This is a genomic window from Arthrobacter sp. TJ-265, from assembly GCF_058269135.1.
In genome coordinates, this window is sequence record NZ_JBZCND010000001.1 from 723,104 (window position 1) to 745,328 (window position 22,225).

Annotated in this window: 21 protein-coding genes; 16 read left to right on the plus strand and 5 right to left on the minus strand. The window is 66.7% G+C overall.

From position 1 onward, the window contains the following. Window positions 1-89 precede the first annotated feature (89 nt). Window positions 90-1,178: an NAD-dependent epimerase/dehydratase family protein gene (locus tag AC4D2E_RS03415; protein WP_490951658.1), complete on the plus strand. Its 1,089-nt coding sequence runs from the start codon at window positions 90-92 to the stop codon at window positions 1,176-1,178. A gap of 259 nt (window positions 1,179-1,437) precedes the next feature. Here AC4D2E_RS03415 and AC4D2E_RS03420 read toward each other — a convergent pair whose 3' ends face one another. Together AC4D2E_RS03420 and rfbA are read right to left on the minus strand one after the other, a co-directional pair. After that, window positions 1,438-3,423, minus strand: a complete 1,986-nt coding sequence (locus AC4D2E_RS03420; protein WP_490951659.1) for a DUF6541 family protein — start codon at window positions 3,421-3,423, stop codon at window positions 1,438-1,440. A gap of 2 nt (window positions 3,424-3,425) precedes the next feature. Beyond that, a complete protein-coding gene (gene rfbA / locus AC4D2E_RS03425) occupies window positions 3,426-4,295 on the minus strand; it encodes a glucose-1-phosphate thymidylyltransferase RfbA (RefSeq protein ID WP_490951660.1) in 870 nt (289 codons plus the stop codon). A gap of 398 nt (window positions 4,296-4,693) precedes the next feature. Between rfbA and AC4D2E_RS03430 the strand changes: the two genes are divergently transcribed. The 5 genes from AC4D2E_RS03430 (at window position 4,694) to AC4D2E_RS03450 (ending at window position 8,872) form a co-directional block, all read left to right on the plus strand. Beyond that, entirely contained in the window at window positions 4,694-5,890 is a 1,197-nt protein-coding gene (locus AC4D2E_RS03430; RefSeq protein ID WP_490951661.1) for a polysaccharide biosynthesis protein, read from the plus strand. Window positions 5,891-5,931: 41 nt separating this feature from the next. Continuing rightward, window positions 5,932-6,651, plus strand: a complete 720-nt coding sequence (locus tag AC4D2E_RS03435; RefSeq protein WP_490951662.1) for a glycosyltransferase — start codon at window positions 5,932-5,934, stop codon at window positions 6,649-6,651. 98 nt (window positions 6,652-6,749) lie between these two features. After that, complete coding sequence (locus AC4D2E_RS03440) at window positions 6,750-7,388, plus strand: glycosyltransferase family 2 protein (protein WP_490951663.1); 639 nt, start codon at window positions 6,750-6,752, stop codon at window positions 7,386-7,388. 15 nt (window positions 7,389-7,403) lie between these two features. Continuing rightward, complete coding sequence (locus tag AC4D2E_RS03445; RefSeq protein WP_490951664.1) at window positions 7,404-7,751, plus strand: DUF2304 domain-containing protein; 348 nt, start codon at window positions 7,404-7,406, stop codon at window positions 7,749-7,751. A gap of 44 nt (window positions 7,752-7,795) precedes the next feature. After that, window positions 7,796-8,872: an acyltransferase family protein gene (locus AC4D2E_RS03450; RefSeq protein ID WP_490951665.1), complete on the plus strand. Its 1,077-nt coding sequence runs from the start codon at window positions 7,796-7,798 to the stop codon at window positions 8,870-8,872. 79 nt (window positions 8,873-8,951) lie between these two features. On the opposite strand, the gene AC4D2E_RS03455 is transcribed toward AC4D2E_RS03450, so the two are convergent. From AC4D2E_RS03455 to AC4D2E_RS03465, 3 genes are all read right to left on the minus strand, one after another. Continuing rightward, entirely contained in the window at window positions 8,952-9,836 is an 885-nt protein-coding gene (locus AC4D2E_RS03455) for a glycosyltransferase family 2 protein (protein ID WP_490951666.1), read from the minus strand. A gap of 94 nt (window positions 9,837-9,930) precedes the next feature. Continuing rightward, complete coding sequence (locus AC4D2E_RS03460) at window positions 9,931-11,961, minus strand: GH25 family lysozyme (RefSeq protein ID WP_490951667.1); 2,031 nt, start codon at window positions 11,959-11,961, stop codon at window positions 9,931-9,933. Window positions 11,962-12,037: 76 nt separating this feature from the next. Then, window positions 12,038-14,029 carry a hypothetical protein gene (locus AC4D2E_RS03465; protein WP_490951668.1) on the minus strand — a complete coding sequence of 664 codons (1,992 nt, stop codon included), beginning with the start codon at window positions 14,027-14,029 and terminating at the stop codon, window positions 12,038-12,040. A 586-nt stretch (window positions 14,030-14,615) separates the two neighbouring features. On the opposite strand from AC4D2E_RS03465, the gene AC4D2E_RS03470 reads away from it, so the two are divergent. The 10 genes from AC4D2E_RS03470 (at window position 14,616) to ftsX (ending at window position 22,221) form a co-directional block, all read left to right on the plus strand. Beyond that, complete coding sequence (locus tag AC4D2E_RS03470) at window positions 14,616-15,842, plus strand: TadA family conjugal transfer-associated ATPase (RefSeq protein WP_490951669.1); 1,227 nt, start codon at window positions 14,616-14,618, stop codon at window positions 15,840-15,842. Beyond that, complete coding sequence (locus AC4D2E_RS03475) at window positions 15,839-16,696, plus strand: type II secretion system F family protein (protein WP_104165850.1); 858 nt, start codon at window positions 15,839-15,841, stop codon at window positions 16,694-16,696. The genes AC4D2E_RS03470 and AC4D2E_RS03475 overlap by 4 nt, the downstream gene beginning before the upstream one ends. Then, on the plus strand, window positions 16,693-17,634 hold the full coding sequence (locus tag AC4D2E_RS03480) for a type II secretion system F family protein (RefSeq protein WP_490951670.1): 942 nt from the start codon (window positions 16,693-16,695) through the stop codon (window positions 17,632-17,634). The genes AC4D2E_RS03475 and AC4D2E_RS03480 overlap by 4 nt, the downstream gene beginning before the upstream one ends. Before the next feature lie 33 nt (window positions 17,635-17,667). Beyond that, on the plus strand, window positions 17,668-17,883 hold the full coding sequence (locus tag AC4D2E_RS03485) for a hypothetical protein (RefSeq protein WP_490951671.1): 216 nt from the start codon (window positions 17,668-17,670) through the stop codon (window positions 17,881-17,883). Between the two features lie 3 nt (window positions 17,884-17,886). Further along, window positions 17,887-18,294, plus strand: coding sequence for a TadE family protein (locus tag AC4D2E_RS03490; RefSeq protein ID WP_104165844.1), 408 nt, complete (start codon window positions 17,887-17,889; stop codon window positions 18,292-18,294). A 130-nt stretch (window positions 18,295-18,424) separates the two neighbouring features. Beyond that, window positions 18,425-18,811 carry a hypothetical protein gene (locus AC4D2E_RS03495; RefSeq protein WP_490951672.1) on the plus strand — a complete coding sequence of 129 codons (387 nt, stop codon included), beginning with the start codon at window positions 18,425-18,427 and terminating at the stop codon, window positions 18,809-18,811. Further along, the gene (locus tag AC4D2E_RS03500; RefSeq protein ID WP_490951673.1) at window positions 18,808-19,284 is read left to right on the plus strand and encodes a pilus assembly protein TadG-related protein; all 477 of its coding nucleotides are present in this window, start codon (window positions 18,808-18,810) and stop codon (window positions 19,282-19,284) included. The genes AC4D2E_RS03495 and AC4D2E_RS03500 overlap by 4 nt, the downstream gene beginning before the upstream one ends. A gap of 37 nt (window positions 19,285-19,321) precedes the next feature. Next, window positions 19,322-20,437 (plus strand): peptide chain release factor 2, encoded by a 1,116-nt coding sequence (prfB, locus tag AC4D2E_RS03505; protein WP_490909705.1) that lies wholly within the window; start codon window positions 19,322-19,324, stop codon window positions 20,435-20,437. A gap of 168 nt (window positions 20,438-20,605) precedes the next feature. Then, entirely contained in the window at window positions 20,606-21,310 is a 705-nt protein-coding gene (gene ftsE, locus AC4D2E_RS03510) for a cell division ATP-binding protein FtsE (RefSeq protein ID WP_490951674.1), read from the plus strand. Next, window positions 21,307-22,221 carry a permease-like cell division protein FtsX gene (gene ftsX / locus AC4D2E_RS03515; protein WP_104165836.1) on the plus strand — a complete coding sequence of 305 codons (915 nt, stop codon included), beginning with the start codon at window positions 21,307-21,309 and terminating at the stop codon, window positions 22,219-22,221. Before ftsE ends, ftsX begins: the two co-directional genes overlap by 4 nt. Window positions 22,222-22,225 lie beyond the last annotated feature (4 nt).

Sequence of the window (22,225 nt, forward strand, 5' to 3'; positions counted from 1 at the left end):
TCTCCTTCTCGTACAGCCCACTGCGTCCGCACTGCCACGGCTCAAGCACGCCGTCGCCGCCCACGGCGAATTCTCTGAAAGGTCTACTAATGAACGCCACTGCATTCTCCGACTCGACCGTCCTTGTCACCGGCGGGGCCGGTTTCATCGGTACTGCGATGTCTGGCTCGCTAGTGTCCACCTTCGGGCGAGTCGTCGCCGTGGACAACTTGCACCCCCAGATCCACGAGACGGGTGAGCGGCCGTTGGAATTGGATGCGGGGGTCGAGCTCGTCCGCGGTGATATCACCGAAGCGGCGACTTGGGACGGCCTGCTCGCGGATCTGCGGCCGGACGTCGTCGTGCACCTGGCTGCTGAGACCGGCACAGGACAGTCGCTCAGTGAATCGACCCGCCATGCGATGACGAACGTGGTGGGAACGTCGCAAATGCTGGACGGCTTCAGCCGGCACAGTGCGATGCCCCGGCGCATCGTCCTTTCGAGCAGCCGGGCAGTCTATGGCGAGGGCGCCTGGCAGCGAGGAGATTCCGATCGGCTCTTCTACCCGGGTCAGCGCACCAGCGCGATGCTGGACCTCGGACAGTGGGACTTCGAGGACGCCGAACCGACCGTGATGCACGCGGCATCCGTGTCCCCTGCTCCCGTGAGCGTCTACGGCGCCACTAAGCTCGCGCAGGAGAACATCGTATCCACCTGGTCGAAAGCCCACGGAGTCGAGGCCGCGATCCTGCGGCTCCAGAACGTCTACGGTCCGGGGCAGTCCCTGATCAACCCGTACACGGGCATCATGTCGCTGTTTTGCCGCATGGCCAAGAGCGGCACGTCGATCCCGCTCTACGAGGACGGCAACGTGCGCCGCGACTTCATCCTGATCGACGATGTCGCGTCCGCACTGATGGCCGCCGCGACCGCGCAAGGGGTGAGTGACACCCCGATCGACATCGGATCCGGTGAGTTCCAGACCATTGGCACCGCGGCCCGCATCATTGCCGCGTACTACGGCGCACCGGAGCCGCACGTCACGGGCCAGTACCGCCAGGGAGATGTCCGCCACGCGTGGTCCGATGTCAGCGTGGCCCGCGAGGTTCTGGACTGGACCCCGCAATATATGCTGAAGCAGGGAATCGTGAGGCTTGCGGAATGGATCGACGAGCAGGGCAACGTCCTTCCCGCCTGAGGTCACGTCGGGCGGCCGTCGATGCGATGCCCGGGCTCCGCGCGGGTGCCCGGGACTGCGGCTCATCCGTCGACGATCGAAGACGTCGGCGGAGCTCGTACTCGGTCGCGACTGCTTCGGCAGTCGTGCGCGAGTCGCGACTCCTTCGGCAGTCGTGCACGAGTCGTGGTCGATCGAGCAGGTCTGCTTCAGGGTCACAGCTCGCACAGCCGGCAGAGGGGCACGCCGCGACGTTGCGCGACGATGGACGCGCCGGCTTTCAGCGGTCGCAGGCGGTGATTTCGTAGAGACGGGCCTCGCCGGCCCTGGAGACAAGCTCCACGCCGGGGTTCTGCATCAGGTCGAGCAAGCCGGGGCTCGGATGTGAGCCGTCATGTACCTCCCGGAGGCCGAAGTCCAGGACCCAGTAGCTCCGTTCGCTCTCGACGGCCTCGCACACTGACGGGTCGCGGGTGACATCGGACAGCTGCTCCAGGATCAGGTTGACGTTCCCGTTGCGCCCGCCAAAGACGTACGGCGTGATCGATTCGCGATCGGCCAGGGGGTAGACCAGTGACGCCCCGGTCCACGGGCTGCCCACCACCGTCTCGCCCTCGGGAACGATGCCGTCCACCCTGTCCAGCAGGGTGCGTTCGTCGGCGGAGAGCAGCGCGGCCTCGTCGGTGAGCCTGTATTGGTCGTGGGCACTCGCCGTGGCGACGTCCATCGCCTCGCCCTGCGACGACCAAGCAAGGAGGGCGGCCACGATGCCGGCGGTGGCGAGGTGAATGCTCGGGTTCCGCTTCGACGCGATGGGGCGAGCGACTCGATGGTCGAACCAGGCATGCACGGCCAGCATCGACGCGACGGTCAGCGGTACGGCGGCGATCGGCAGCAGGGCAGCCAGCCTGTACGGGTCGTTGTACCAGACGCCCGTCACAAAGGACCGGAACTCGCCGAAGACCGTCCCGTTGGCGACCACGTAGAGCGCCGTAGCGAGTCCGAAGGAGACGGCAAGCCAGGCCGGGCCGCGGCGAAGGAGGACGAAGAAGCCACCGAGTGTCAGGCCGAAGACCACCCAGGCCACCGGCCGTTCGAGGGGTGCTGCGGCGAGGGCCTCGCCGAGGGCCTGCGCCTGTGTCGCCCGGGCTTCCCAGCGCGAGGCCTCGGGGAGGGGCCGCACGCCGATCCACAGCCGGCGCAGCACCTCCAAGAACAGTAGGAACGCCACGACGGGCCAGATGTAGCCGATCACGGTCCCACCCGCGCGCGACAGTCGTCGGAAGCGGTGGACCGCCACGTAGACCAGTAGCGGCGTGGCGAGCAGCAGGAACGACAGCACGGTGCTCGGATGGGCCAGTCCCAGTCCTGGAAGCATCAGGAGCAGCGCGGCCCAGGCGGGCGCCGGTCCCTGGTCCCCGTCGCGGGCGGCGCGGAGCGCCCCGACGAGGAGACCGAGCGCGATGGGCAGGAGCACTAGGGACATCATGTATGGGTAGAGGACCCCGAAGTCCAGCATCAGGAGGGGGAACGCGGGGAAGGCCGCACTGAGGAGACCGGTCCAGAGTGCGACACGGGCCTTCGCGCCGAACACCTGGCGGGTGAGGAAGATGCTTCCCAAGGGCCAGACGATTGCTGCGAGGACAATGTTGGTTGCATTGACGGAAAAGGGTACGGAGCCGCCTCCCAGGTGGGCCACGCTGATGACGGTGTCGTGCCAGGCCGCAGGGTAGAAGGAGGGTACGTCGATATCACTCAGGAAGCGCGTGATGGTGAGGGAGGAGGCGTCCCCGGTCTCGATACCGTACTGCACGGCATTGAGATGGAAGATGTTGTCGTAGGTCTGCGATATGTTCTCGGGGCGGTCCAGCGCGACCTTCAGGCGCCATCCGATCAGCGCGGCGGCGACCGCCGTTCCCGCCACGGCGGGCCAGAGAGTCGTGAGGTCGGCGACGAGGACCGCGCCGATGGTGCGTCGAGCCTCGGATCGCGGGGGTGATGGACGAAGGAGCCGCACTGCGGCCCTCACCGCGAGGGCAAGCATCGACACGACGGCGGCGGCGAGTAGCAGTCCGATCGGCGAGTAGGAATACCCTAACGCTCCCGTCGCAAGGGCCCAGAGAGAGATCAGCGTCGTCCCGAGCGCGGGCGCGGAGGCCAGCAGGCTGAGCCGGCGCAATCCGATGGATGCGCCGATCAGCAGTCCGGGCCCGAAGAGGAGGAGGACGGCCGCGGCGAGCGAGGGTCCGAGTTGCCACCAACTCACGGTCAGGCGGAGGGTTCGAGCAGGCCGAGGAGGTAGGCACCGTATCCGCCTTTGACCAACGGTTCCGCGCGCTCGCGGAGTTCGTCGTCGCTGAGGAAACCCAGGCGCCAGGCAATCTCCTCCGGAGACCCGATCTTGAGTCCCTGACGGTGTTCGATGGTCCGCACGTAGTTCGACGCGTCGTTGAGGGAGTCGAAGGTCCCGGTGTCCAGCCAAGCAGTCCCTCGGGGAAGGACCTCCACGGTGAGCCTCCCGCGGTCGAGGTAGGTCTGGTTAACGTCGGTGATTTCCAGCTCGCCCCGGGGCGAGGGTTTGAGGTTCCTGGCGATCTCGACAACGTCGTTGTCGTAGAAGTACAGGCCGGGGACCGCGTAGTTGCTCTTGGGTACCAACGGCTTCTCCTCGAGGGAGAGCGCCCTGCCCTGGTCGTCGAACTCGACGACCCCGTAGGCGCGAGGGTCGGAGACCCAGTAGCCGAACACGGAGGCGCCCTCGATGGACTGGAAGCGGCGAAGCTGTGTGCCCATGCCCTGGCCGTAGAAGATGTTGTCGCCGAGGACCAGGGCGACGCTCTCGTCGCCGATGTGGTCCGCTCCGAGGATGAACGCCTGCGCGAGCCCGTCGGGGGAGGGCTGCTGCACGTAAGTCAAGAGGACGCCGAACTGCGAACCGTCACCGAGCAGGCGCTTGAACTGATCGGCGTCGTAGGGCGTGGTGATGATAAGGATGTCCCTGATGCCGGCCAGGATCAGCGTGGAGAGCGGGTAGTAGATCATCGGCTTGTCGTAGACGGGCACGAGCTGCTTGCTGATGCCGAGGGTGATCGGGTGCAGTCGAGACCCGGTTCCCCCGGCCAGAATGATTCCACGCATTGGTCCATCATGGCGCACGCGATTGACTTGACAAAACCGGCGCGGCCGGGTGTCCACGTCCCGGGATGGAGCGATCGACCTGCGGACGGCCCGGCTCATCGGGTGCCCGGCCCAGCCCGGTTCCCCGGACGAGGCCGGTCGACCGGCACCTGATACTCCTCCCGAGGTCTACCGCCTCACCTCGGCCGGCCCGGCAGCTAGAATCGGACTCGCGTCCCCATTACACGAGCATGTCGAGGGGACGGGCAGTGCCGCTGTCCGACGACACAACCGCAGAGGGGTGGACCATCCGCAAGAGGGACCGATCGCACGGGGTCGCCGACTCGGAGCGGAGAACTTCCACGATCTCCAAGGGAGCAGCGGCTTCGGTAGGGTTCGTCTCCGCTGGATCCGCCGGTGTGGGGTACCTCGTCCTCGTTCTCGCAGCTCGTTCCCTCGATCAGGAACAGAATGCCGAGTTCCTGACCTTCTGGGCCGTGCTGTTCACGGCCTTCGGGGTGATGAGCGGTATCTCAACCGAAGCGACCCGCGCGGCAGGGTCGGCGGCAGAGCGTTCCGCCGTGGGTCGACGCCCCCGGCTCGGCCTCTTCAGCCTGACGATCGGCGTCGCGGCAGGGGCGCTCATCCTCCTGTCCGGTCCCTGGTGGGGCCCCTCGGTGTTCGGAACGTATGCCGGGCTCTTCGTCCCCCTTCTGGCCGCGACCGTCGCGGCTTACTCAGGGCACGCCGTGCTGACCGGCATTCTGGCGGGACTGAAGCAATGGCCGTCATACGCAACGGTCATCGGGTTCGAATCACTGATCCGCGTGATTGCGGTTCTGGCAGTCGTGATCGTGGGCGCGAACCTCGCCGGCATCGCCATCGCAACAGCTCTGGGGTCCATCGCCTGGCTGCTCCTCCTCTCTCGCGGCATCGTGCGTCGAGCGTGGAGCGTCCGCCCCGATATCGGAGCGAGCGCCCTGACCAGGACCACAGCCCTCGCCTGCATCGCTGCCGCGTCGAGCGCAGTACTCGTGGTCGGCTTCCCAGTGCTTCTGCGCCTCACCTCCACCACTCCGGAATACCTCGACTCCGCCGCGCTGATCCTGGCGATCTCACTGACACGGGCTCCAATCATGATCCCGTTGAACGCCTATCAAGGAGTGGCGATCACGTACTTCATGGCGAACAGCGAGAGGGGCCTGCGTGCGGCCGTACCCATCGGGGGCGTGATACTGATTATCAGCACCGTCGGGGCTGCTGCGGCGGCCGCTGTGGGCCCTTGGCTCATGAACGTGATGCTCGGGCCCTCCTACCGGGTGGATGGGCTGATCCTCGGATGGCTTACCTTCGATGCCGGGATGCTCGCTTTGCTGACCATCAGCGGCGCCCTGTGTCTCTCCTTCAATCATCACCGTGCGTTCTCACTGGGCTGGATCGTTGCCGTCCTTATCTCGGTATCACTCCTCTTCCTCCCGGTCTCCATCGAGGCACGTGCTGCGTTGGCACTGCTCATAGGTCCCGTGGCAGGCGTCCTGTTCCACGGGCTGGTCCTTCGCCGCTCGATCGAAGGAACTCAACTGTCAGGACAGTCAGCCGCGAAGGGAAATCCATAGTGCACAGGGGCGAGGACACGGTCGTGAGGGTGAGCGTCTGCATGGCTGCGTACAAGGGCGAGGACTATATCGGGGAGCAGGTCGCGTCCATCTTGGACCAGTTGGGCGCCGACGATGAGCTGGTCGTCGTCGATGACGCGTCTCCCGACCGCTCCGCCGAGATCGTCGCGGCCTTCGGTGACCCGCGGATCCGGGTGATCACCGGCGCCACCAACCGGGGCTACGTCCGAGCCTTCGAGACGGCGGTGCAAGCGAGCCGGGGCCAGTACGTCTTCCTTGCGGACCAGGACGATGTCTGGCTTCCGGGACGGTTGGATCGCATGCTCGCCGCACTGGGTAACGCCTCGGTGGTGGCGACCAACTACACCCTCCTCGGTGGCCGTCCGAGGACGGGTCCGCTCCTGAGGTCCGGCGACTCCGCCCACCACCTCCGCAACCTGGTGGGCATCCTCGTCGGGTACCGGCCGTACTTCGGATGCGGCATGGCGATTCGCCGCGACGCCGTGCCCCGGTTCGTTCCGATTCCGCCCTACGTGCGGGAATCGCACGACCTCTGGCTGGCCATCAGCGCGAACGTTGCGGGAGATCTGGCGCACCTGGACGAGCCCACCCTCGCCCGCCGAATCCATGGCGGGAATGCCACCCCGGAAGGTTGGCGATCGCTCTCCAAGATCCTGAAAGCGCGGGTTATGTTCGTCCGCCTGATCGCGGAGGCGCGACGGCGAGAACGCGTAGTGCGCGCCCGGCTGGCGTCGGTCTAGTCGGAGCCGGAGGCCGTGCGCGCCCGGTGCCGCTGACGGGGCGGCGCGTGCCTGTGTGGGATACTGGGTCCGTGAAACGGACGTGGATAGTGATACCGATGTACAACGAGGCAACGGTCGTAGGCTCGGTCATCGCGGATCTGCTCCCCGTTTTCCCCAACGTGGTCTGCATCGACGATGGCAGCACCGATGGCTCGCAGGAAGTGGCCCGGGCCGCTGGCGCCGTGGTCGTTCAGCATCCCATCAACCTCGGGCAGGGAGCTGCCCTACAGACCGGGATCGAGTTCGCGCTTCAGGACCCCGTCATGGACACCATCGTGACGTTCGACGCGGACGGCCAGCACCGTGTGCCCGACGCCTACGACATGGTTCAGCGCATCAGGAGCGGCGAGTCGGAGGTGGTGCTGGGGTCACGCTTCCTGGATGACAGGACCAAGATGACGCCCCTGAAGCGCCTCGTCCTCAGGACCGCCGCCCTCCAGATCCGAATGGCTACCGGTCTCGCACTGAGCGATGCCCACAACGGTCTTCGGGTCCTGGACCGCAAGGTGGCGTCCTCCATTCACCTGACGCAGAACAGGATGGCGCACGCCTCCGAACTCGTCTACCAGTTGGCCCGCATGGAGGTCCGCTACACGGAGCACCCCGTGGAGATCATCTACACGGAGTACTCGAAGGCCAAGGGCCAATCCCTCCTCAACTCGGTCAACATCCTCGCCGAACTCCTGTTCAAATAACACGCTAGGTCTTCCGTGCTCATAGTCGTCCAACTCGTCCTGGTCATCGCGGTGACCCTCGTCTCCCTCGTGCTCATGCGCGGGGGTGCAAATGCCCGTCATCTCGCGATCCGCCGCATCCTCCTCGTGATCTTCGCCGCCCTGGCGGTGCTGTCGATCTTCGTGCCTGACCTGCTCACGGCAGTCGCGAACTTCTTCGGCGTGGGTCGTGGCACCGACCTGGTACTCTACGCGCTGATCGTGTCCTTCCTCGTCTTCATGTCGACGACGTACCAGCGCTTCCGGGAGTTGCAACTGTCGCTCACAAAGCTCTCCCGCCGGATCGCGTTGGATGAGACGGGCAAACCGTGGCAAGAGAGTTAGGGACGCGGGCCACCGCCCGCGGGGAGGGCCTGGCCTTCGGTCGGATGCTAGACCCCAGGCGCAACTCGCTCAACCTGATCCGGCTCGTCCTCGCCTCCGCAGTCCTCTACGCCCACAGCTTCCACCTCGCAGGAGAGGGAACTGGGCCGGACATCGCGGGGGAGAACGCGGGCGGCTGGGCCGTCGCGGGCTTCTTCACCGTCAGCGGCTTCCTCATCACGGCGAGCCGCTTCTCCAACGGTTTCGGCACGTACCTCATGCACCGCATCGCGCGTATTTACCCAGCCTTCATCGTGTGCCTGGTAGTGACCGTCCTTTTCTTCGCACCTCTGGGGTTCCTGGCCCAGAACGGCAGCCTGGCCGGCTACCTGACCACGGAGACCACGCCCGCGCGGTTCCTCTTCATCAATGTCTTCCTCGAGATGCGGGCGTTCGATGTCGCCTTTACCCCTGCAGAGGTGCCGTTCGCTGGATCCTGGAACGGATCACTGTGGACCCTCTACTACGAGTTCCAGTGCTACCTGCTCATCGGTGTGGCCGCGATGCTGCCCATCGTCCGGCGTTCCATCTGGCCCGTGCTGCTGCTGTTCGTTGCAAGCGTCGCCGGCTACGCCAATCTCGAGCTCCTCGGCCCCTACCTGAGTGATCCGGGCTTCGCCCTGCTGCTGCGACTCCTGCCGTTCTTCCTCGGGGGCTGCATCATCCAGCTTCTCAGCCGACGGATCGGCTTCCACTGGATTCCGGGCATCCTGTCGGGCGTCGTCGTGGTTGCCCTGATCGCCGTCATCCCGACGTGGGGCGGCCAGCTCGCATCACCCTTCATCGCCTACTTCCTGTTATGGTTCTCGACCATCCTTCCGTCGCCCAAGCTGATCAAACGCCACGACATTTCCTACGGCTTCTACATCTATGCCTGGCCCGTGCAGCAGTTGCTGGCCGTGTACGGGCTGCACAAGATCGGACTCGTCGGATACAACGTTCTTGCCGTCGTCGGTACTGCCATCCTCGCGTTGGCCAGCTGGCTCCTCGTGGAACGCCCCGTCATGAGGCGCGTGCGGAGGGGCGGTCGCACGAACGAACCAGAAAAGACGACGTCGCCCGTTTCTCCTGCCGTTCGCTGAGCAACTCGATCCGGGGTCGTCGGGTCGTTGCTGCCGCACCACCTGGACCACGTGTAGACGGTCAGTCGCCGTCCTTGCCCTACCGGAGCGCGTGCCTGAGGAGGAGCTTCAGTGCTTCAACGTCGGGCGAGCGCACGGCCTGCGGGAGGAGGGAGAGAGCATGTGCCCTTGACGTCCAGCGCGTGCGCGCCGCACGCTCGGCCCTCCACCACCCCTTGTCGTGCATGAGTCCGGCCGCGATCACAGCGTAGTCCCGGTCACCTTGAAAGCGGGAGCCGTCGAGCAGGGTCGCCGCGGATGCGCTTTGGGAATGCCTCCGGTAGGAGAAGCAGAGCGTCGGAGCGTACACCAAAGACGTGCCGGCGAGGGCCAGATCGACGACGAGTGCGAGGTCCTGCACGATCGGGAACCCGTCGCGGAAGTCGACCGTAAGTAGCTCCTCCCGGCGGAACACCAGGGAGGGCCAGTAGAGCCAGTTCCCGTGCAGGAGCCCGGTGACGAGTTTTTCACCCGACAGCTCCGTGGCGGTCGAGGTCCTCGGTGCGGTGGCGTACTTCTTCACCTTATCAACCAGTGGGCTGATGACCGTGCCCTGCTCATCGATGATCTGCACCCCGGGCTGGATGATGCCTGCCCCCGGGAAGTGTGCGTGCGTGTCGAGGACGACGTCGACGTAGTTGGGGAGAAGTACATCATCGCATCCGAGGAGGACCACGAGTTCCTCCGTCGCCAGGGAGACGCACCTACGGTAGTTTTCGGTGATGCCCTGATTGCGCTCGTTGCGGACGTAGGTCACCCGCGGGTCGGTAATGGCGTCGAAGTATGCACCGACACTCGCGTCGGGGTAGCAGTCGTCGACCACGGTAAGGGTCCAGCTCGGGCTCGACTGTGCGAGCACGCTCTGTACGGTCTCGAAGAGGAGCTGAGGATCGCCCCAGAACGGGACGAAAATATCGAGTTTCATGAGGACTTCCACTAGTACGGGTGAAATGGCACGCGCCCGGTCCAGCAGGACCGGGCGCGTGAATCGCCTCCACTAGAGTACGCGGGTGTGGGGGCTAGTTGCGGTAGGTGAGGAGGGTGTAGCCCTTGCCGGCGTCCCAGGTGATCTGTCCGTTGCTGAAGGCTTGCCAGCACTGGGTGGCGGTGCAGGATTCGGGGACGACGGGGTGTCCGAAGATGCCGGTCTGTCCGCCGTGGTGACGCCAGGTGGCGCTGATGCCGGAGGGGTGGACCGCGATGGTGCCGCGGGCTGCTGTCCAGGAGAGTTGGCCGCCCTGAAATTCCTGCCAGCAGGCGGTGCTGCCGCATTTCTCGTCGGAGGTGGGGTAGCCGAAGCGTCCGTTCTGTGCTCCGTTGCGGGTCCAGATGGCGGTGATGGCGTTTTTGTAGACGGGCCAGGGGCCCGAGGCGGCGGTCCAGTGGATGGTGCCGTTGGCGAAGGTCTGCTTGCAGGCGTTGCCGGTGCAGTTCTCTTCTTCGACTGGGTAGGACAGGCGTCCTGCTTCGTTGCCTTGCTGGCGCCATTTGGCTCCGATGCCGGAGTTGTAGACGGCGTAGGTGCCGGCGGGGCTGTAGACGATGCGTCCACCCTGGAAGGCCTGAGCGCAGACGGCGGTGCCGCAGGTTTCGTTGGTGGTGGGGTAGCCCAGGCGTCCGTTCTGGGCGCCGAGCTGCTGCCAGCGGGCGTGGATGCCTCGGTAGAGCACACCGTTGGCCCCGGTGCTGGCGGTCCAGTAGAAGCGTCCATTGGCGAAGTCCTGGGAGCAGACGGTGGTGCCGCAGGTCTCCTTGGTCACGGCGCGGCCGAAGGATGAGTTGTCGCCGCCCATGCTGCGCCAGGTCGCCTCGATCGCCGACATCTTCACCGCCGCAGCTCCGTTCCGTGCAAATGTCCTCAGTTGTTCGAAGGAGCCGTTGAAGACGTTCGAGTCACCGGCGAACGGTCCGGCGTCGTCGTGCTGCCACACCGTGAAGTTCTGCCATCCTGCCGGCAGTGTCCCGGGCCCGGAGTTGTTGTAGGCGGCTATGTGAAGGGGGTGGTCCCCGAACGCGGCGCTGTTGCCGGTGCAGGAGGCCCACCAGTCGGTCGTTGAGTAGATCATCGGGACGCGTCCCGTGAGGCCGACCATTGTGTTGGAAAAATCACGGATCCACGAGACCATTTGTGCGGCGCTCATCCCGTAGCAGACGTTGCCCCGGCCCGAGGGGAGGATGTCGGCCTTGTACGGGTTGTACTCAATGTCCAGCAAAGGCGGCAGGGTGTTGCCGTCAGCGGTCCAGCCCCCACCGCGGGCTACGAAGTATCGCGCCTGGGCCGAACCCGAACTCTGCGACGGGATCGCGAAATGATAGGCCCCGCGCAGCATCCCCGCGGAACCGGATCCGTTGTACTGCTGTCCGAAGAGTGGACTCGTATAGTAATCGCCCTCGGAGGCCTTGACGTAAGCGAATCGTGAGCCCAGCGCGCGCTGGTAGGACCAGTCGACCGTGGGTTGGTGTGAACTTACGTCCATACCGTGGACCCCATAGGGTGGGAGCCACCGATCGGCCGTCGGCCGGACTATCCCGACCGGAGCTGCGGGCAGAGCTTGGGAGCTGATGTCGGAGTCGACGAGCTCGACGGCGGACAGGAGTTCCTCCTTAGTGGGCGCCTGTGGATCGCCGTTCTCGATCAGGCGCGACAGACCCTGGCCAAGGCTTGCGCCGGCCGGATGCTTCCCGCCGGTTTCCTCGAACAGCGTCCCGGCCATCTGCTTGGACTCCTCGGCGGTCGGGGTGCCCGGTTCGTCGAGTTTTTGTTCGATTGCGGCGATGTCCGACTCCGACTCGCCCGTCGAAGTCTCGGGAATTACCCGTGCCGGTGCCAGGACGACCTGGGGTTCAGTAGTTCTGGCAGCCTCTGGCGACTCCGCTGCGGGAATCCCACCAGGATCAGTGGACGCCGTGGCCTGTGGGGAGGGATGCGCGGTAGGCGGAGAGGTTGGGGCCACTCGATCGGATGCAAGGCTTGCGCCTGCGGGCATCACAATCAGGGGGACGAGCAGGGCGAGGCCCGCCAGCGTGGCGAGCTTTTTCTGAAGTGTCATTATCAATTCCTTGCCTCGATGCCGCTTCCGACCCCGTTATCGATATCGATGACGGGTCGGACGGCGGGTGTGGGGGCTAGTTGCGGTAGGTGAGGAGGGTGTAGCCCTTGCCGGCGTCCCAGGTGATCTGTCCGTTGCTGAAGGCTTGCCAGCACTGGGTGGCGGTGCAGGATTCGGGGACGACGGGGTGTCCGAAGATGCCGGTCTGTCCGCCGTGGTGACGCCAGGTGGCGCTGATGCCGGAGGGGTGGACCGCGATGGTGCCGCGGGCTGCTGTCCAGGAGAGTTGGCCGCCCTGAAATTCCTGCCAGCAGGCGGTGCTGCCGCATTTCTCGTCGGAGGTGGGGTAGCCGAAGCGTCCGTTCTGTGCTCCGTTGCGGGTCCAGATGGCGGTGATGGCGTTTTTGTAGACGGGCCAGGGGCCCGAGGCGGCGGTCCAGTGGATGGTGCCGTTGGCGAAGGTCTGCTTGCAGGCGTTGCCGGTGCAGTTCTCTTCTTCGACTGGGTAGGACAGGCGTCCTGCTTCGTTGCCTTGCTGGCGCCATTTGGCTCCGATGCCGGAGTTGTAGACGGCGTAGGTGCCGGCGGGGCTGTAGACGATGCGTCCACCCTGGAAGGCCTGAGCGCAGACGGCGGTGCCGCAGGTTTCGTTGGTGGTGGGGTAGCCCAGGCGTCCGTTCTGGGCGCCGAGCTGCTGCCAGCGGGCGTGGATGCCTCGGTAGAGCACACCGTTGGCCCCGGTGCTGGCGGTCCAGTAGAAGCGTCCATTGGCGAAGTCCTGGGAGCAGACGGTGGTGCCGCAGGTCTCCTTGGTCACGGCGCGGCCGAAGGATGAGTTGTCGCCGCCCATGCTGCGCCAGGTCGCCTCGATCGCCGACATCTTCACCGCCGGAGTGACGGTCACGGACGCAAAGTCGCCACTAAGGGAGTTGATCTTCACTTTGGTGCCGGAAAAGGTCGTGAACGTCTGGCCGGCCTGCCACGTAAGGGCCCCGTTGCCGTATCCGTAGTTGCGGCTGTTCGGGCTCAGGACGACCGAGGCATTGCCGTTCCAGCCTAGATAGTCCTGTTTGATGACTTTGATCCCGCGATTGCCATTGACGGCTGAGACGCCGTCATAGCCCACGGCGGCGCGGTACTCCAAATAGTAGATTTCGCCACTGTCTGGATCGGTGAACTTCAGTGCACGGTTGGACGCGCTTCCGGCCCATGGCCTCAGGGTGTGGGTCCCGGCGCCCGTCGGCACCCCGATGTTGCGGATCTCGTCGCCGCGACCGAATCCACCGAAATCCCACAGGAAGGAGTTGATGGCGGGGGAACTCGTCTGTGCAAAACCCATCAGATCCGAGGTGTCACCGTACTCATAGCTCCAGCAGGCGCTATCGGCCCAAGAACCCCCGGAGCGAGCGACGTCGGTCTTTCCGGTGTTGCAGACCAACTGGTTCGCGTGGTGCAGGCCGAGCACGTGGCCGAACTCGTGCGTCACGACGTTGTTCGTGAGTGCGGAGGGGTAGGGCATGATGACGCGACCGCTGGTGGCACTGTCCGTGAAGCCACCGCCCAAGATCCCCCAGGACCCGTTGTAGTTGAGGTCCGCGTGGGGGACGAAAATCACCAGGGCTTCATAGGCCCGGTACTGCCAGTTCAGTTCCTTCGTGACCGTTGCCATGATCGTGCCGTAGGAGTCCGTGATCTTCGCCTTAGAGACGTGCCGGAATTCGTTGACCTTCGTCATCGAAAGCCGCCCGGCAGAGGCCGAGTTCCAATACGCGTTGGCACTCGTGATCGAGTTGCGCGCAGCCGTCATGTTGATCGCATTGGTGTCGGCAACTGTCTTCCCCGACAGTTGCACGGTGACCAGCGTGACCTTGAAGGCTCCGGTACGGGGGGCGATCGCCGCCGTCCCGGCGCTCCCATCGAGGTTCAGCGGGGACCCCGCCTTCAGCGGGGTGACCGGTTCCGCGTAGTGCTCCCCGTAGCGGGCGTTCGAGCCCGGCTCGTCGAGCGGATTCCAGTTTAGATCCGGCACGAACGAGGTCACTTCATCCTGCGCCGCGGGCTGCTTCACCGGCGGGGCTTCCTTGATGGGGGCCGGAGGAGTGGGCGCGACCGTCGCAGCCGGCGCCGGAGCTGCACTCGGCGTGGGGGCCGTCGCCGGAGGGGTCGGCCCAGCGGTCGGGGCAGCTGGGGTGGTCGATGGGGCGACAGGAGTCGCTGTCGCCGACGGCGACGGGGCGGTCACCGTGTCGGTTGCTACAGCGGGGACGGCGCTGCCCAGAAGTCCGAAGGACAGCAGGGCTGCGCTCAAAAGTCGGGCGGGGAAGGGCAAAGTCACGGGTTTCTCCAGCAGATTCCGGGCGTCAGCCAGCTGATTGAATTCCCGTGCAGACTACAGTTCTGTTACGAACGTGACTAACGTTTCGGAAGTGAAAGTGGAATCTTAGGCAAAACCTGCGCTTATGTCCGTATCCGCGCTGGCGTGTCGCTCTTGCGCGGTGCCCGTTGCCGTGATTGTCATCTCGTCCTGGGATTTATGCACATGCCTAGCACGCTCTATTCGGGCAGGCTCCTGTTCAGTAGGGTGAAGGCGGCGGAAGCAATTCCGCGCCCGAACGGCGGAGAGACGTCGGTGGGTGGACATATGGGGGACATCAATGGATGCTGTTCGCTTGGTCGAGGGTGAGGTGCGCGAACTCATCCGCCGGCGCGGCCTCGACCCCGCCCGCCAGGTCGGCGAGGTGCAACTCCTCGTGCACGACGCCGTCGCCGACTACGAGGAGCGTTCGGTGCTCGGGGTCCTCCCGCCGCTCGGGCGGCTGGACGCCGCGCGCAAGCAGATCTACGACGCCGTCGCCGGGTTCGGTGCCCTCCAGCCCCTGCTCGACGATCCGACCATCGAGGAGATCTGGATCAATGCGCCCGCGGAGATCTATATCGCACGGGACGGGGAGTCGGAGCTCACGGCGCTGTCGCTGACCGACCAGCAGGTCCGGGACCTCGTCGAGAAGATGCTGAAGTCCTCCGGGCGGCGGCTCGACCTGTCCTCGCCGTTCGTCGACGCCTCTCTGCCCGACGGTTCCAGGCTGCACGTCGTAATCCCGGATGTGACCCGCAACCACTGGTCCGTGAACATCCGGAAGTTCGTCGCGCGTGCTTCGAGGCTCGAGCACCTCGTGGAGCTGGGGACGCTGTCTCCCCAGGCGGCGCGATTCCTCGGAGCAGCTGTCGCCAGTGGCCTGAACATCCTGGTCTCCGGGGCGACCCAGGCAGGCAAGACGACGATGCTGAACTGTCTGGGGGCATCCATCGGCCCACGGGAGAGGGTCATCACCGTCGAGGAGATCTTCGAACTGCAGCTGCCGCTGCGGGACGTCGTCGGCCTGCAGTGTCGCCAGCCCAACCTCGAAGGACACGGCGAGATACCCCTGCGGCGCCTCGTGAAGGAGGCCCTCCGGATGCGCCCCGATCGGCTGATCGTCGGCGAGGTGCGCGAGGCCGAGAGCCTGGACATGCTCATCGCCCTCAACAGCGGCCTGCCCGGGATGTGCAGCGTCCATGCCAACAGTGCGCATGACGCCATCACCAAGATCTGCACGCTGCCGCTCCTGGCGGGGGAGAACATCTCGAGCAGTTTCGTGGTGCCGACCGTCGCCTCCTGCATCGACCTCGTGGTGCATTGCGCACGGCTGCCCGGCGGTCAGCGCCGGGTCACCGAGATAATGGCCCTTGGACGACGGGTGGAGAACGGGGTCATCGAGTCCTCCCCGGTCTTCACACGGATCGACGGAAGCCTGGAGCTGACGGCCACCGGCATGCCCGCCGAGGAGAAGTTCGCGGCCGCGGGCGTCGACGTCTCGGCCGTCCTGGGCGTGCGGGCGTGAACACGGCGGCAGGGGCGGGCCTCGGCGTCGGCCTGTTCCTGATCTGGTGGTCGTGCTGGGAGCGGCCCGCGCGCGACCGTCGGGCCCCCGCGCGCCGGTATCCACTCGAGGACCTCCTCCTGCGTGCAGGGATCGAGCGTGTCTCGGCCCGCGGGCTGCTCGCCACCTGCGCCGCCACGGGACTGATCGTGCTGCTCATCGGGTTCGTGGTGACCGGCTCGGCACCGATCGCGCTGTGCTTCGCCCTGTTCGGTGGATTCCTGCCGTTCTCGATCGTGAAATGGCGTGCGACGAAGCGCACCGCTTCGCTGCGCGAGCTGTGGCCCGACGTCGTGGACCACCTTCGGTCGGCCATCCGCGCAGGGCTTTCGCTTCCCGAGGCCCTCATCCAGCTGGGAGAGAAGGGGCCCGTCGAACTGAGGGCGGCCTTCCGCGCCTTCGGCTCCGACTACCGCGCGGGCGGACGGTTCGACGACGCGCTCAACCGGCTCAAGGAGCGGCTGGCGGACCCGGTCGCGGACCGCATCGTCGAGGCACTCCGCATGACCAGGGAGGTGGGCGGGTCGGACCTCGGCCGCCTCCTGGGCACGTTGTCCGAATTCCTGCGGGACGCCGCCCGCACCCGTAGCGAACTGGAGGCGCGGCAGTCCTGGACGATCAACGCTGCGCGCCTGGCCGTCGCGGCACCGTGGTTCGTCCTCATGCTCCTGTCCACCCGTCCGGAGGCCGTGCGTGCCTACAACACGGCAGGTGGCGCGGTCGTGCTGCTGGGAGGGCTCCTCGTGTCCGCGGTCTGCTACCGCGTCATGCTCCGGATCGGTGCGCTGCCCGAGGACGAGCGGGTGCTCCGATGACGCCGACCCTTGCGCTGGCGGCGCTCTGCGGTCTCCTGCTCGGAGCGGGTCTGTGGCTGGTCCTCGTCCGCCTGCCGGCCATGCGCGCCACAACCCTGACACAGCGCATCGCACCCCAACTGCGCGCGGTGGACCTCCGGTCCAGGCTGCTCGCAGACGCGCCGGGCAACGCCACACCCTTCGGGCCGCTAGAGCGGATCCTCCGCCCCCTGCTCGCCGACGCCGTCGCGTGGTCGCACCGCTTCAACCCGGCAGCCGCGACCCTTGCGCGCAGGCTCGCCCAGGCCGGCCGGGCGCAGACCGCCGCGGACTTCCGGGCTCAGCAGCTGCTCTGTGCTGCGGGCGGCCTCGCCGCATCGACCCTGATCATGGTGCTCCTGGCGGCCTCGGGATCGGTCAACGTACCGCTCGCCGTCGTGATCGTCCTCGCCGGCGCCGTTCTGGGATTCGTCGGCCGCGACTACGTCCTCTCGTCCGAGATCAGGAGACGCGAGGCACGCATGCTCGCCGAGTTCCCCAGCCTCGCCGAGCTCATGGCCCTGGCTGTCTCGGCGGGGGAGAGCACCACGGGCGCGCTCGAGCGCATCTGCAGGACTGCCACCGGGGAGCTGGCCGGCGAGTTCGCCCTCGTGCTCGCCGCGACGAGGGCGGGCAAGCCGCTCGTGGAGGCGCTGCAGGAGTTCTCGCACCGCACCCGCCTCGCGCCGCTCGCGCGCTTCGTCGACGGCATCACCGTGGCGGTGCAGCGCGGGACGCCGCTGGCGGACGTGCTCCGCGCGCAGGCGCAGGACGTCCGCGACCTGGCGAAGCGCGAACTGATGGAGTCCGCCGGGAAGAAGGAGATCGCGATGATGGTGCCGCTGGTGTTCGGTGTCCTTCCGCTGACCGTCCTCTTCGCTGTCTACCCTGGCATCGCCCTGATCAACCTCGGTTTCTGACACCACAACGACGACGACTGAAAGGGGAACGCCATGAAGATCCTGACCGGAGCCTCACGCCTCGCCCAACTCCTCCTCGGCGCCATCGCAGCCCTGCTGGCCGGAGCCGGGGACCGGGAACGGGGGGATGTGCCGGGCTGGGTGATGATCACGCTGATGTCGGCGGTCCTCGTCGCCGCCCTGCTGGCGATCGCCGGGCCCGCCCTGAAGGGCTTGTTCAACCAGGCGATCGACCAGGTATCGCCCTAGGCCATGGCCCTCGCGCTGGTCGTTCCACGCACCGCTCGGAAGGACCCGGAGCGTGGTGCCGCCGTCGTCGACTTCGCCCTGATCGGGGGCCTGCTGACGGTCGTCTTCATCGCGATCCTCCAGCTGACGCTCGTCCTGCACGTCCGGAACACGCTCATCGACGCCGCCGCCTCGGGAGCACGGTACGGCACGCTCGCGGACCGCTCCCCGCAGGACGCCGTCGGACGCGCGGAGGACCTGATCCGCGGGTCACTCGCGGATTCCTACGGGTCCGACGTCTCGGTCGGTGAGAGCACGGTCGGCGGCGTGAGGACCCTCGAAGTGGTCGTCCGCGCTCCGCTGCCCGTCATCGGACTGATCGGACCGGCAGGAATCATGGAGGTGCGCGGCCATGCAGCGCTCCCGTCCTGAGTGCAACCCCGGACGGTCCGGAGAGCGCGCAGGGCCACGGGCCTGCGCTGTCCCGGCGGCAGGCCGTCCGAGCCCGGGACACCTGTCCCCAAGACGCCCGCGGTTCGGGGCGGAGCGCGGGAGCGCCGTCGTGGAGTTCGTGTTCCTGGGGGTCCTGCTCCTCGTGCCGGTCGTCTACCTTGTCCTGACGGTCGGGCAGCTCCAGGGTGGCTCCTTCGCCGTCGTCGGGGCGGCCGACCAGGCAGCGAAGGTGTACGTGGATGCCGCGTCGCCCCAGGAAGCCGACGCACGGGCGCGAGAGGCGGCCCGCATCGCGCTCGCGGACTTCGGCTTCGGGCCGGAGCAGGCCGCGGTGGACATCGCCTGCAGCGGTCGATGCCTCGCGCCGGGGACGACCGTGACCGTCGTCGTCCGCCTCGACGTCCCCCCTCCGCTGGTCCCCGCGATCGCCGGGACCCACCCCTCGGCCGCCACCGTGGACGCCACCTCCACCCAGATCGTCGAGCGCTTCGGGTGACGAGGCGCACAGGCGGTGCAGACTCGACGGCCGACCGCTCGGAGGAGGGGCAGATCGGTGTCCTGGTCATCGGCTACCTTCTCGTCTGCCTCCTCGTCGTCACCGTCGTCCTCGCGGTGTCGGCCGTCTACATCGAGCACAAGAAGCTGCTGTCGGTGGCGGACGGTGCGGCACTCGCTGCCGCCGACAGCTACAGCATCGACGTCGGAGTCGGCGGAGGGGACCCCATGCCGCCCCTTCCGGCCCTGCAGGATTCCGGCGTGGAGGAGTCGGCGGCCGGTTACCTCGCCGCCACCGGGGCAGCGGCGCGGTTCGAGCAGTTGGCCGTCGACCCGTCCTCCGGCGCGGAGGACGGGCGGACCGCGCGGGTCGTGCTCACCGCCGTCGTACGCCCACCCATCGTGAACTTCCTGGTGCCCGCGGGCATCCCGATCGTCGCGCAGGCCGATGCACGGGCCGAGCTGGTCCGATAGACGGGCGGGAGAGCCCATGACGTAGGCTGGAAGGACCATGGCAACCACTGATTTTCCCGCAGAGATCCGCGCCCTCCGCGCCAAGTACCAGTCCATCGAGCAGGTCTCCGACGTCGAGGGAATCCGCAAGGACATCGAGGAGCTGAGCGAGGAAGCGGGAGCCCCCGACCTCTGGGACGATCCCGCCGCGGGCCAGAAGGTGACCTCGAAGCTGTCGCACCGGCAGTCCGCCCTCGAGCGCCTCGAGACCCTCGAGAGCCGGATCGACGACCTCGAGGTCCTCGTGGGACTCGCGCAGGACGAGAGCGACGAGGACACCCTGGCCGAGGCCGAGAGGGAGCTCGTCTCCCTCGGCAGATCCCTCGACGACCTCGAGATCGTCACGCTGCTGGCCGGGGAGTGGGACGAGCGCGAGGCCGTCGTCACCATCCGCTCCGGCGCCGGGGGTGTGGACGCCGCCGACTTCGCCGAGATGCTCCTGCGCATGTACCTGCGGTGGGCCGAACGCCACGGCTACCCCACGCAGGTCCTCGACACCTCCTATGCGGAGGAGGCGGGCCTCAAGTCCGCGACCTTCGAGGTCAAGGCCCCCTACGCCTTCGGCACGCTGTCCGTGGAAGCCGGGACGCACCGCCTCGTCCGCATCAGCCCCTTCGACAACCAGGGCCGCCGCCAGACCTCCTTCGCCGCGGTCGAGGTCATCCCGCTGATCGAGGGTACGGACGTCATCGAGGTTCCGGACAACGAGATCCGCGTCGACGTCTTCCGGTCGTCGGGACCCGGCGGCCAGTCGGTGAACACGACGGACTCGGCGGTCCGCCTGACGCACCTGCCCACGGGGGTCGTCGTCTCCATGCAGAACGAGAAGTCGCAGATCCAGAACCGCGCCGCAGCCATGCGGGTGCTCCAGTCACGGCTGCTGCTGCTCAAGAAGGAGCAGGAGGACGCCGAGAAGAAGGCGTTCGCGGGCGACGTCAAGGCCTCCTGGGGTGACCAGATGCGCTCCTACGTGCTCAATCCGTACCAGATGGTCAAGGACCTCCGCACCAATCACGAGGTCGGCAACACGTCGTCGGTGTTCGACGGCGAGATCGACGACTTCATCGATGCCGGCATCCGCTGGCGCACGAACAACCGCAACGACGCCGGGTAGGGCTACGCGTCTTCCGGCGCAAACCACTTGTTTTCTGCTCGAGCTCTTGCCCGCGACACACCGCAGAGGTAAAGGGCGTTTCTCGACAAGTCGTTATAGTCGAGGAGCCGGCGCTTCCTTCCCCGAGCCAATGCCCGTGCCCCGGCGATCCACGGGCGCAGAGTGATCATGATCAGATTCGACGACGTCACGAAGACCTACGACCCCACGTCGCAGCCCGCCCTCGATGCCGTCTCCCTCGACATCGACCGCGGCGAGTTCGTCTTCCTCGTGGGCGCCTCGGGCTCCGGCAAGTCGACGTTCATCCGTCTGGTGCTCAAGGAGGACCGGGCCTCGCGGGGCGCGGTCTACGTGGCCGGCCAGAACGTCGCGAACATCCCCAGCTGGCGCGTGCCCCGCCTGCGCCGGGGCATCGGCGTCGTCTTCCAGGACTTCCGCCTCCTCCCCAACAAGACGGTCTTCGCGAACGTCGCCTTCGCGATGCAGGTCATCGGCAGGAGCCGGGCCGTCATCCGCGAGACCGTGCCGGACGTCCTCGCCACCGTGGGCCTCGAGGGCAAGGACAACCGGATGCCGCACGAGCTGTCCGGCGGCGAGCAGCAGCGCGTCGCGATCGCGCGCGCGATCGTCAACCGTCCCGGTATCCTCCTCGCCGACGAGCCCACCGGGAACCTCGACCCGACCACCTCCATGGGCATCATGAAGATCCTCGACACGATCAACCAGAACGGCACCACGGTGGTCATGGCCACGCACGACGACGACATCGTCAACACGATGCGCAAGCGCGTCGTGGAACTCCGCGGCGGGTCCGTGGTGCGCGACGACGCCCAGGGCATCTACGCGGCCCGCCCCGAAGCGATGGCCGGATGAGGGTCGCCTTCATCCTGTCCGAGATCGGCTCGGGCATCCGCCGCAACCTGTCGATGGTCACCTCGGTGATCCTGGTGACCTTCATCTCGCTGACCTTCGTGGGTGCGGCGGGCCTGTTCCAGCTGCAGATCAACCAGATGAAGGGGTACTGGTACGACCGCGTCCAGGTCACCATCTACCTCTGCGTGGACAACTCCTCCGAGGCGAGCTGCGCTGCCGGACCGGTCACGGAGGACCAGCGTGCAGCCATCGAGGCCCGGCTCGAATCCGATCAGTTCGCCCCGTACGTCGACACCGTCACCCACGAGACGCAGGAGGAGGCACTCGTCCACTTCCGCGACCAGTTCGCCAACTCGCCGATCGTCGACTCCGTCACCGCGGAGCAGCTGCCCGAGTCCTTCCGGGTCAGCCTCGTCGACGCCGAGAAGTACGAGGTCATCGACGAGGCCTTCTCCTCCGAACCGGGCGTGGATGCGGTCAGCGACCAGCGGGACTTCCTGGAGGCGATCTTCCGCTACATGAACTGGGCGTCCGTCGTCGCGCTCGCGATCGCCGGCATCATGACGTTCTGCGCGATCCTGCTGATCGCCACGACCATCCGGCTCTCGGCCTTCAGCCGCCGCCGTGAGACGGGCATCATGCGCCTCGTCGGCGCGTCCAAGGCGATCATCCAGCTGCCGTTCATCCTCGAGGGCGTCATCGCCGCCGTGATCGGGGCCGTCCTCGCGTCGGCGACGCTGTGGGGGGCCTCCCGCTTCCTGATCGACGGCTGGCTCGTGAACACCTTCCCGCAGACGGCGTTCATCTCCTCCCAGCAGGTCCTGCTCCTGGTTCCGGTGCTCATCCTGCTCGGAGCCCTCCTCGCAGGGATCTCATCCCTGCTCACCCTCCGACGATACGTAAAGGTCTGACAGC

Coding starts and splice junctions, on each gene's coding strand:
- AC4D2E_RS03415 (WP_490951658.1), top strand. CDS start 90: ATGAACGCCACTGCATTCTCCGACTCGACCGTCCTTGTCACCGGCGGG.
- rfbA (WP_490951660.1), bottom strand. CDS start 4,295: ATGCGTGGAATCATTCTGGCCGGGGGAACCGGGTCTCGACTGCACCCG.
- AC4D2E_RS03435 (WP_490951662.1), top strand. CDS start 5,932: ATGGCTGCGTACAAGGGCGAGGACTATATCGGGGAGCAGGTCGCGTCC.
- AC4D2E_RS03440 (WP_490951663.1), top strand. CDS start 6,750: ATGTACAACGAGGCAACGGTCGTAGGCTCGGTCATCGCGGATCTGCTC.
- AC4D2E_RS03450 (WP_490951665.1), top strand. CDS start 7,796: ATGCTAGACCCCAGGCGCAACTCGCTCAACCTGATCCGGCTCGTCCTC.
- AC4D2E_RS03455 (WP_490951666.1), bottom strand. CDS start 9,836: ATGAAACTCGATATTTTCGTCCCGTTCTGGGGCGATCCTCAGCTCCTC.
- AC4D2E_RS03460 (WP_490951667.1), bottom strand. CDS start 11,961: ATGACACTTCAGAAAAAGCTCGCCACGCTGGCGGGCCTCGCCCTGCTC.
- AC4D2E_RS03470 (WP_490951669.1), top strand. CDS start 14,616: ATGGATGCTGTTCGCTTGGTCGAGGGTGAGGTGCGCGAACTCATCCGC.
- AC4D2E_RS03480 (WP_490951670.1), top strand. CDS start 16,693: ATGACGCCGACCCTTGCGCTGGCGGCGCTCTGCGGTCTCCTGCTCGGA.
- AC4D2E_RS03485 (WP_490951671.1), top strand. CDS start 17,668: ATGAAGATCCTGACCGGAGCCTCACGCCTCGCCCAACTCCTCCTCGGC.
- AC4D2E_RS03490 (WP_104165844.1), top strand. CDS start 17,887: ATGGCCCTCGCGCTGGTCGTTCCACGCACCGCTCGGAAGGACCCGGAG.
- prfB (WP_490909705.1), top strand. CDS start 19,322: ATGGCAACCACTGATTTTCCCGCAGAGATCCGCGCCCTCCGCGCCAAG.
- ftsE (WP_490951674.1), top strand. CDS start 20,606: ATGATCAGATTCGACGACGTCACGAAGACCTACGACCCCACGTCGCAG.
- ftsX (WP_104165836.1), top strand. CDS start 21,307: ATGAGGGTCGCCTTCATCCTGTCCGAGATCGGCTCGGGCATCCGCCGC.